Here is a 790-nt window from a genome sequence, read left to right as displayed (position 1 = left end):
ATACTGGTCAATTATCGCGAACAGATCCAGACGCTAGACTACTGTTTAAACGAGGAGCAAAAATAGCGGGTTATAATATCCAAACTGCCGTGGATGATCGCCATCACTTAATTATTGCAAGTGATGTAACCAACGAAGGAAATGATCAAAAACAGCTTTACCCTATGGCAAAGCGATCAAAAACAACACTTGGTTTAGATAAATTAACGGTACTTGCTGATGCGGGTTACTATGAAACAACTAATTTGCATCTTTGTGCTGAGAATCAAATTACACCCTATGTTCCCATACCGAATAAATCAGCCAGCATTAAAGAGCAAGACAGATTTACTCGTGAGCATTTCCAATACGATACATCAAACAACCACTATTCCTGCCCTAATGAAAAGTTACTAACGCCATCAGGTTCACTAACAACAAAGCATAATAAAAAGCGGCAGCTTTATATCAGTAACTCAAAGGATTGTAGAAGTTGTTTTAAAAAAGATCAGTGTTTGGCTCAAGGAACAACTCGCCGAAAGCTGTATCGTAGCGAATACGAGTCTGTTGTTGATGAACACAAAAGAAGAATGGAGTTTTATGGAAAAGGTAAAATGAAGCAGAGAGGTGCACTTGTAGAACACCCATTTGGCACATTGAAAATGAGAGCTGGATGGCAACACTTCCTTGTTAGAGGGTTTAAAAAGGTCAAAGGAGAGTGGTCATTAATGAATCTAGCCTACAATTTTACCCGTGTGCTAAATATTATTGGTATGAAGGGTTTTAAAGCTTACTGCCAGTAGAAAAAGTA

General features: G+C 38.4%; 1 protein-coding gene. It reads left to right on the top strand.

Annotation, left to right across the window (positions count from 1 at the left end):
• Positions 1–782, top strand: a 782-nt coding sequence (locus tag OA91_RS23815) for a transposase (RefSeq protein ID WP_157203885.1), incomplete at its 5' end; no start/stop codon positions are given.
• Positions 783–790 lie beyond the last annotated feature (8 nt).

Source organism: Marinomonas sp. SBI8L, assembly GCF_001624705.1.
GTDB lineage: Bacteria > Pseudomonadota > Gammaproteobacteria > Pseudomonadales > Marinomonadaceae > Marinomonas.
This window is presented reverse-complemented; position numbering and strand designations above follow the sequence as displayed.